An 8,957-nucleotide genomic window follows, 5' to 3' on the forward strand; every position below is an offset into this window, starting at 1 on the left:
GTGAATGTTTACCCGTAATCGGGTGCACACACACGAGAGCGGAACAACCGGTCGGAATAAGACCCGTTGTTCACAGCGTCCTCGCTGTGTATTTCAAAAGGAACCACGTCCCAGCGTGATGCTGGAGACGGGGTATCAACATATCTGGCGTTGACTTTTGGCACGCTGTTGAGTTCTCAAGGAACGGACGCTTCCTTCGGTCCCGTATCACCGGGGCCCTCCGGGCGCTTCCCTTCGTTTCACTTCTTTATCTTGCTGTCTTGCGTTTCCGACTCTATCAGACTCTTTCGTGTCCGATTCCCGGTCGAAGCGGGCCGTGCAGTTTCGCTTTCCAGGTTCTCCGCTTTCGCGGTTTCCCTTTCCGGCGAGTCCGACTCTATCAGATCCTTTCGGGCCTGATTCCCAGTCAGCAGGGCTTGTCTTCACGGCTGTTGGGCCGTTCCGACGCTCAAACTCTAGCGGATTCTCCCGGCGGCTCATAATCGGGCCCTCGTCGTGAATTCCGGCATGCCGAAATCATCCCGAGTGGGAGATCGTGCTGAAGTTTGGTTGCCGCGTTCGCGGCGGGATCGGCTGCCCCGGAACCGTCCGGCTCCGTGACAACTCGGAGAACTTTACGGATCCACCAGGGGTGTGTCAACCCTCCCCCGGTGACCTCCGCAGGGCCTCCCGCCTGGGCTTCAGTCCAGGTCCGTGAGCCGGCCGCCGGCGTCCGGCTGGGCGTGCTCCACGCGGCGCAGGAGGCGGACCAGCAGCTCGCCGAGGACGCCGCGCTCGTCGCCGGACAGGTCCTGGAGGAGGTCCTCCTCGAAGTCGGTCGCCATGCGCATCGCCTCAAGCCACTTCGTACGGCCCTCGTCGGTGAGCTCGACGATGACGCGGACCCGGTTGTTCTCGTCGCGGTCCCGGGTGACCAGGCCCTCGCCGGCCATCCGGTCGATGCGGTGGGTCATGGCGGCCGGGGTGAGACCGAGGCGCTTCGCCAGTTCGCCGGGGCCCAGGCGGTAGGGGGCACCCGACAGGACGAGGGTCTTGAGGACCTCCCACTCCGCGTTGCTGATGCCGAGCGCGGCGACCTGCCTCCCGTACGCGACGTTCATCCGGCGGTTCAGACGGCCCAGTGCGGAGACGACCTGCTCGACCTGGGGGTCAAGGTCGCGGAACTCGCGCTGGTAGGCGGCGATCTGTTCGTCGAGGCTCGGCTCGCTGGGGCCGGGCTCCTCGGTGCTCTCGGACATGGCGGGCAGTATGGCACGCCTCCACCACCCTTGAAGTCCTTCAGTCTGAAGTTTTCACCTTCTAAGTTTAGTGCTAAAGTCTTCGAGTCTGATTCCTTCAAGATCTTGAGGTAGGTGAGTGTGACCAGGGAGATGGGCGCAGCGCTGCGGCGGATCCAGCTGGGCAGCGCGCTGAGCGCGTTCGGGCTCGGGTTCACCGTTCCGTATCTGTACGTCTACGTGGCGCAGGTGCGGGATCTGGGCGCCGGGACGGCGGGAGTCGTCCTGGCGGTCTTCGCGATGGCAGCGCTGGCCGTTCTGCCGTTCACCGGGCGGGCCATCGACCGGCGGGGCCCGTTGCCCGTACTGGTGGTGGCCTCGGCTCTGGCTGCCGTGGGCGCCGCGGCCCTGGGGTTCGCGAGCAGTGTTCCGGCCGCCGTGCTGGCCGCCGCGGTCCTGGGTGCGGGCACCGCCGTCATGCAGCCGGCCCTCGCCACGATGCTCGTGTGGTGTTCCAGCACCGCGACCCGTACGCGCGCCTTCGCCATGCAGTTCTTCCTTCAGAACCTGGGGCTCGGCCTCGGCGGACTCGTCGGCGGGCAGCTCGTGGACGTGGACCGTCCGGCGAGCTTCACGATGCTCTTCCTGATCGAGGCCGCGATGTTCGTGGTGCTCGGTGTCGTCGTCACCACCGTGCGGATGCCCCGTACGGCTTCCCTCGGCGGTGCCCGGCCCTCGGGCGACGCCGCTGCCAAGGGCGGCGGGCTGCGGGCGCTGCTCTCGCACCGGGCCATGGTGCAGCTGTGCGTGCTCGGGTTCGTGCTGTTCTTCGCCTGCTACGGGCAGTTCGAGTCCGGGCTCGCCGCGTACGGCACCGAGGCCGCCGGGATCCAGCCCTCGACCCTCGGCTTCGCGCTGGCCGCCAACACCGCGGTCATCGTCGTCGCGCAGTTCGTCGTGCTGCGGCTCGTGGAGCGGCGGCGGCGCAGCCGGGTCATCGCGGCCGTCGGGCTCATCTGGGCCTTCGCCTGGATCGTCGCCGGGTACGCGGGGCTGGGGCACGGCAGCCAGGCCATGGCGACGGCCGCGTTCATCTCGACGTACGCGCTGTTCGGGCTGGGTGAGGCGATGCTGTCGCCGACCGTCGCGCCGCTGGTCGCCGATCTGGCGCCGGAGTCGATGGTCGGGCAGTACAACTCGGCGTTCGCCCTGTGCAAGCAGCTCGCGCTGGCGGTCGGTCCGGCCGTCGGCGGTCCGATGGGGGCGTCGCTGCACGGTCCGTACATCGTGACGTTCGTGCTGTTCTCGCTGGGCATCACGGTGCTCGCGCTGCGGCTGGGGCGCCGGCTCACCCCCGTACAGGATCAGCCGTCGCTCGCGGGGTCCCCCTCGCGGGTGGTGGCGGTGTCACTGCCCGAGGAGGCGGACGGCGCGGTGCCCGCCGGACACACCGCACCCGCCCACGTCTCCGGCTCCGTCCCCGCCTCTGCCTCCGCCGGTCACTGACCGGGCCTGACGCAGAACGTTCGCCCTGCCGCCCTGTTTCACTGCGGCAGGGCGAACTCGCACCAGACCGCCTTGCCGCCGCCCGGCGTGCGCCGGCTGCCCCACGAGGTGGCGATCGAGGCGATGATCGAGATGCCGCGTCCCGCCTCGTCGGCCGGTTCGGCCTGGCGGCGGCGCGGCAGGTGGTCGTCGCCGTCGGTGACCTCGATGATCAGCCGCCGGTCCGTACGCCGCAGTCCCAGGCGCATCGGCGGGGTGCCGTGCTGGAGGGAGTTCGCCACGAGCTCGCTGGTGGCGAGGACGCCGAGGTCGCGGAGCTCGACGGGGAAACGCCAGGAGGTCAGGACTCCGGTGGCGAAGGCGCGGGCGCGCGGGGCGGCCTCGATGCCGCCGAGGAGATCGAGCGCGGCGTTGTGGAACAGCTCCGCGTTCGTCCCCGTACGGGCGGGGTGCTGGACGACCAGGACCGCCACGTCGTCGTCGTGCTCGGCGGTGACGCCGAGGGAGCGGATCAGCCGGTCGCAGACCACTTGCGGTGATCCCTTGGCGCCGGAGAGGGCGCGGGCCAGGGAGGCGACGCCCTCGTCGATGTCCTCGCTGCGCCGTTCGACCAGGCCGTCCGTGTAGAGGACCGCGGTGGAGCCGGGCGGCAGCGCGATGGTGCCCGAGGTGTGGACCCAGCCGCCGGTGCCGAGCGGGGGTCCGGTGGGGTCGGCGGCGCGGTGGACGGTGCCGTCCTCGTCGCGGACGAGGATCGGGAGGTGTCCGGCGGAGGCGTAGACGAGCTGTCCCTCGTTCGGATCGTGGACGGCGTAGACGCAGGTCGCGATCTGGCTGGCGTCGATCTCGGCGGCGAGGACGTCCAGCAGCTGGATCACCTCGTGCGGCGGGAGGTCGAGGCGGGCGTAGGCGCGGACGGCGGTGCGGAGCTGGCCCATCACGGCGGCGGCCCGGACGCCGCGGCCCATCACATCGCCGATGACGAGGGCGGTGCGGCCGGCGCCGAGGGTGATGACGTCGTACCAGTCGCCGCCGACCGCGGCGTCGGTGCCGCCGGGCTGGTAGGTGGCGGCGATGCGGAGGTCGTCGGGCTGTTCCAGCTCCTGCGGGAGCAGGGAGCGCTGGAGGGTGACGGCCGTTTCGCGGTGGCGGCGCTCGCTGGTGCGCAGGCGTTCGGCGGCCTCGGCGTGGTCGGTGACGTCGGCGGCGTAGACGAGGACGCCGTCCTCTCCGGCGATCGGGGTGCAGGTCACCGTGTACGAGCCGCCCTCGGTGGTTCTGCGGGACTTGACCGTACGGGGGGTGCCGCTGCGCAGGACCTGGTCGAGCAGGGGGAGGACGCTGAGCCGGTCGAGCTCGGGCATGGCCTCGGCGGCGGGGACGCCGGACGGGCGGGGGCCGAACGTGGCCTCGTAGGCGTCGTTGACGTACGCGACGCGGTGGTCCGGGCCGTGCAGCAGGGCGACGGGGGCGGGGAGCCGGCCGAGGATCTCGCGGGCGGAGAGGTCGTCGAGGGCGGGCCCGGGGAGGGCCTCCGCCGCGGCGGTGCCGGAAGGCGCCGGGGAGGCGTCGTCGGGCTGGGCGGGCGTGCCCTCCGGGCGGGCGTACTCGGCTCGGGCGGCCGGCACGGAACTGCGGTCGTCCCGCGCGGCGGCTCGGCGCTGCGTTCCGGGGAGGCGGGCGCTCCAACGCGTGAAGTTCACGGTATTTCTGGCCTCGTGTGTCGGTCTGGTCCGCTCGGGCGGGCTGCTTCTTCTGCCGTTTCCTCGGCCGTGTTCGGGGCTCCGGGGGCCGTACCCCCGGGAAGGCGCAGCCGGGCCTCGTCGTGCTGTTGGTGCGTCGCTGCTGGTCACTGATGGTCACTGCCGACCGGGTCACTCTGTGCAGGTGTGGGCCCACCTATGGTCACACGTCCAGTGTGACCGACCGTACTGACAGTCGCCGCCCGGCCGTCCGGTCAACGGCCCGTCAGCCGTCGTTCCGGCGGGCCGGTCAGCTGTCTTCCGGGCCGCCCTTCGGCGGCTCTCCGGCGTCCTTCGGCGGTTCTCCGGGGCCTTTCGGGCGGCTGGGACCAGGCAGTCCGGGGGTGCCGGAACCGCCGCCGCCCGCCGCGAGTTCGAATTCGGCGCGGGGGTGCTCCAGCGAGCCGAGGGAGACGATCTCGCGTTTGAAGAGTCCGGACAGGGTCCATTCGGCAAGGACGCGTGCCTTCCGGTTGAACGTCGGTACCCGGCTGAGGTGGTACGTACGGTGCATCAGCCAGGCGGGGTAGCCCTTGAGCTTGCGGCCGTAGACGTGGGCGACGCCCTTGTGCAGGCCGAGCGAGGCGACTGAACCGGCGTACGCGTGGCGGTACTCCGTGAGCGGCTGGCCGTCGATGGCCGCGACGACGTTGTCGGCGAGGACCTTCGCCTGGCGCACGGCGTGCTGGGCGTTGGGGGCGGTCTCGCGGCCGGGTTCGGGGGCGGTCAGGTCGGGTACGGCCGCAGCGTCGCCGGCGGCCCAGGCGTGCGGCATGTCCTCGACGCCGAGGGTGGCGGTGCAGCGGAGCCGACCGCGTTCGGTGAGGGGCAGGTCGGTGGCGGCGAGCAGGGGCGCCGGTTTGACGCCCGCGGTCCAGACGAGGGTGCGGGTGGGGAAGCGGGAGCCGTCGCTGAGGACGGCGACGCGGTCCTCGCAGGTGTCGAGGCGGGTCTCCAGGCGGACGTCGACGTTCCGGCTCCGCAGCTCGCCGACGGCGTACGTGCCCATGGTCTCGCCGACCTCGGGGAGGATGCGCCCGGAGGCCTCGACGAGGATCCATTTCAGGTCGGCCGGCTTGATGTTGTGGTAGTACCGCGCCGTGTAGCGGGCCATGTCCTCCAGTTCGGCGAGCGCCTCGACGCCCGCGTAGCCGCCGCCGACGAAGACGAAGGTGAGAGCGGCGTCGCGGATCGCGGGGTCGCGGGTGGCGGAGGCGATGTCCATCTGTTCGATGACGTGGTTGCGCAGCCCGATGGCTTCCTCGACGGTCTTGAAACCGATGCCGAAGTCGGCGAGGCCGGGGATCGGCAGGGTGCGCGACACGGACCCGGGGGCGATGACGATCTCGTCGTACCCGATCTCCAGGGCCCCGGTGCCGTCCTCGCCGGTGGCGAGGGTGGTGACGGTCGCGGTGCGTTTGGCGTGGTCGACGCGCTGGGCCTCGCCGATGAGGATCGTGCAGTCCTTGAGGACGCGGCGCAGCGGTACGACGACGTGGCGGGGCGAGATCGAGCCGGCGGCCGCTTCGGGGAGGAAGGGCTGGTACGTCATGTAGGGCTCGGGCGTGACGACCACGATCTCGGCGTCACCGCTCTTCAGTCTCTGCTTCAGCTTCCGCTGGAGACGCAGCGCTGTGTACATCCCGACGTAGCCGCCGCCGACGACGAGAATGCGCACACCTGGCCGGGTGCCGGGGGTCGTCCCCCGGGAATCTGGAGCCATCACCACCCCATGACGCAACGGAGTCAGTGGTTTGTCCACAGGCCCGGCAAATTGTGTGACCGGAGGACCGGCGGCGTCGCTCGGGGCCCGTCGGGGGCGGGAATCGACAGCCGTGCAGGTCAGGCGCTACGTGTGGGGTGAGCGGAGGGGTGATGTTCCGGCGCCGATCGGATCCTGGTCCGGCCGGGGGGCGTCCCATGCGGAACAACCCCCTTCTGAATTGACGCGGGCTCAACTATGTTCGTAACCCGTCGGGGTGTCGGGTGCGGATTTCGTATGGCTCCGCTCCCCGGCTGAAACGGCGGGAAGTCTCCGGGGGGAGACGTCATAACCGGGGGAAGTTATGCATATTCAGGATACTCATGGCCAGGCTGCGCTCTCGCGCGCTGCCGAGGACAAAGGACGCCTCGGCTCCGTGGGCGCTCTGGGCGTCATGAGCTCGGCCGATGCTGTTCGTTCCGCGGCCGCGGTGAGTGCGGCGGCGCTGGGTTCGGCCGCTGCCGGACCGGCCCCGAACGGGGCGACGACCACGGGAACGGCGACGACGGGGGCCGCGGGCGCGCCGCGCTCGGCCCCGTTGCGCGTCGACGCGCAACGAAATCTGGAGCATGTGCTCCGCGCGGCCCGCGAGGTGTTCGGGGAGCTGGGTTACGGCGCCCCGATGGAGGATGTGGCCCGTCGCGCACGCGTCGGCGTGGGCACCGTCTACCGGCGGTTCCCGAGCAAGGACGTGCTGGTGCGCCGGATAGCCGAGGAGGAGACCGCCCGGCTGACCGAGCAGGCGCGTACGGCGCTGGGGCAGGAGGAGAAGCCCTGGGCGGCGCTGTCCCGCTTCCTGCGTACGTCGGTGGCGTCGGGCGCGGGCAGGCTGCTGCCGCCGCAGGTGCTGCGGGTCGGAGTCGACGGTGAGGAGCAGCCGGGTGTGCCGGCGGCTGCGGAATCCGTGGACGAGACCCGGGTTCCGCAGCAGCGGCAGGGCGTGGGCCAGGACGAGTTCCGTGCCGTCGGCCGGCGCGCGGCCGGAGGCGGCGACGGGCTGGACGGCCTCGGCGAGGAGACCGGCGCGGTCGAGCTGCTGGAGGTCGTGGGGCGGCTGGTGGACCGGGCGCGGGAATCCGGTGAGCTGCGCCGGGACGTGACGGTGGCCGATGTGCTGCTGGTCATCGCCACGGCGGCTCCATCGCTGCCGGACGCCGCTCAGCAGGCCGCGGCCTCGGCCCGGCTGCTGGACATCCTGCTGGAGGGACTGCGGTCGCGTCCGGCGTGACGGCGTCCGGCGGGACGGCGCCGGGCTACGCTGCTCGGCGCCGCTCGCCCCGGCCGGGGTTCGCCCCGGCCGGGGTTCGGGCCCTCCGGGGTTCGGTCCGTGTCGCTCGGGTGAATCAACCGGGGGTCATTCCCCGAAAGAGGGGGCTCTAGCACTCACATTCGGGAAAACGCCCCGGATGAGTGGTTGGCGGCACTGAGGTGCCAACACGATTGAGCCATGTGGCAGTCTTGGCCGGTATTCGGGTCCGAGGGTGTATACGGGGGCTTCCGCGATGAGCGGTAACGAGCAGCAGGAAGAGCCGCTCGGCGAGATCGCTGCGGCCGACAGGGACACGAAGGCGGGCGGGCTGTCCGCCGGGCAGGTGCCGGTCCAGGCCGTGCGCGGCGGATCGGGCGGCGATGCCGAGGGCGGCACCGTCCTGCCCGGCCCGTGGCCCGCCGTCGCCGAGGAGGACACGTCCGCCGAGGCGGGCGCGGGCGTCGGCCCGCACGCAGTTCCGCAGCAGCGCTCCGGCCGCAGCGGGGCCCCCGAGGCCGGTCTCTCCGACGCCCGGCTGATCGAGGACATGCGGGCCGGCGACGACCAGGCCTACGAGGAGCTGTTCCGGCGGCATTCGGGGGCCGTGCTCCGCTACGCCCGCAGCTGCTGCCGGGACGCGCACACCGCCGACGACCTGACGGCCGAGGTGTTCGCCCGCACGCTCCAGGCCGTACGGGGCGGAAAGGGGCCGACGGAAGCGGTCCGGGCGTATCTGATGACCGCCGTCCGCCATGTCGCCGCCGCCTGGACCAAGAGCGCCAAGCGGGAGCATCTGGTCGACGACTTCGCGGTGTTCGCCACGCAGGCGACCCGCTCCTCCGAGCTCTCCGACGACGACACCCTCGAACTCGGCGCCGACGTCCTGGCGATGCACGAGGCCGAGCAGTCGATGGCGATGCAGGCGTTCCGGAGCCTCCCGGAGCGCTGGCAGGCGGTCCTGTGGCACACCACGGTGGAGGAGGAGTCCCCGAGCGAGATCGCCCCGCTGTTCGGCCTCACCGCCAACGCCACCGCCGTGCTGGCCAGCCGGGCCCGCGAAGGGCTCAAGCAGGCGTATCTCCAGGCCCACGTCAGCCAGGCGCTCACCACCGGCGGGGACTGCGCGCAGTACGCCGACCGGCTCGGCGCCCACGCCCGGGGCGGGCTGCGGACCCGGGCCGAGCGCGGGCTGCGCAAGCATCTCGACGAGTGCGCCAAGTGCCGGGTGGCCGCGGGCGAGCTGGACCATGTGAACGCGGGGATTCCGGCGCTGCTGCCCGTCGCGGTCATCGGCTGGTTCGCCGCCGGGTATTCGCTCAAGGCCGCGGGCATCGTGGCCGGCGGTGCGGCCGGGGCCGCCGGGGCGGGAGCCGCAGCCGCGGCCACCGGGTCCGGTTCCACCGGCGGGGCCGCCGGGGGAGCCGCCGCCTCCGAGGGGCTCGGCGCGCCCGCCAAGGCGGGGATCGCCGCCGCCGTGGCGG

General features: G+C 71.7%; 6 protein-coding genes. 3 read left to right on the top strand and 3 right to left on the bottom strand.

All coding sequences use genetic code 11. The annotated features are described in order from the left end of the window. Window positions 1–680: 680 nt before the first annotated feature. Entirely contained in the window at window positions 681–1,238 is a 558-nt protein-coding gene (locus A3Q37_RS35035) for a MarR family winged helix-turn-helix transcriptional regulator (protein ID WP_030633517.1), read from the bottom strand. A gap of 132 nt (window positions 1,239–1,370) precedes the next feature. On the opposite strand from A3Q37_RS35035, the gene A3Q37_RS35040 reads away from it, so the two are divergent. Further along, window positions 1,371–2,723 carry an MFS transporter gene (locus A3Q37_RS35040; RefSeq protein WP_065491259.1) on the top strand — a complete coding sequence of 451 codons (1,353 nt, stop codon included), beginning with the start codon at window positions 1,371–1,373 and terminating at the stop codon, window positions 2,721–2,723. Window positions 2,724–2,761: 38 nt separating this feature from the next. Here A3Q37_RS35040 and A3Q37_RS35045 read toward each other — a convergent pair whose 3' ends face one another. Both A3Q37_RS35045 and A3Q37_RS35050 read right to left on the bottom strand, forming a co-directional pair. Next, entirely contained in the window at window positions 2,762–4,426 is a 1,665-nt protein-coding gene (locus A3Q37_RS35045) for a SpoIIE family protein phosphatase (protein ID WP_065491262.1), read from the bottom strand. Between the two features lie 289 nt (window positions 4,427–4,715). Beyond that, entirely contained in the window at window positions 4,716–6,188 is a 1,473-nt protein-coding gene (locus A3Q37_RS35050; RefSeq protein WP_176711581.1) for an NAD(P)/FAD-dependent oxidoreductase, read from the bottom strand. A 415-nt stretch (window positions 6,189–6,603) separates the two neighbouring features. On the opposite strand from A3Q37_RS35050, the gene A3Q37_RS35055 reads away from it, so the two are divergent. Together A3Q37_RS35055 and A3Q37_RS35060 are read left to right on the top strand one after the other, a co-directional pair. Continuing rightward, complete coding sequence (locus A3Q37_RS35055) at window positions 6,604–7,455, top strand: TetR/AcrR family transcriptional regulator (protein ID WP_079138130.1); 852 nt, start codon at window positions 6,604–6,606, stop codon at window positions 7,453–7,455. Window positions 7,456–7,729: 274 nt separating this feature from the next. Further along, window positions 7,730–8,957 (top strand): sigma-70 family RNA polymerase sigma factor (locus tag A3Q37_RS35060; RefSeq protein WP_141693645.1); only part of this gene is annotated, 1,228 nt, incomplete at its 3' end.

The sequence above is a fragment of the Streptomyces sp. PTY087I2 genome (genome assembly GCF_001687325.1).
In the GTDB taxonomy this organism is placed as follows: Bacteria; Actinomycetota; Actinomycetes; order Streptomycetales; family Streptomycetaceae; genus Streptomyces.

What these genes read in the sequence shown, in the direction of transcription:
- A3Q37_RS35035 (WP_030633517.1), bottom strand. Translation starts at nt 1,238, where the DNA reads ATGTCCGAGAGCACCGAGGAGCCCGGCCCCAGCGAGCCGAGCCTCGAC.
- A3Q37_RS35040 (WP_065491259.1), top strand. Translation starts at nt 1,371, where the DNA reads ATGGGCGCAGCGCTGCGGCGGATCCAGCTGGGCAGCGCGCTGAGCGCG.
- A3Q37_RS35050 (WP_176711581.1), bottom strand. Translation starts at nt 6,188, where the DNA reads ATGGCTCCAGATTCCCGGGGGACGACCCCCGGCACCCGGCCAGGTGTG.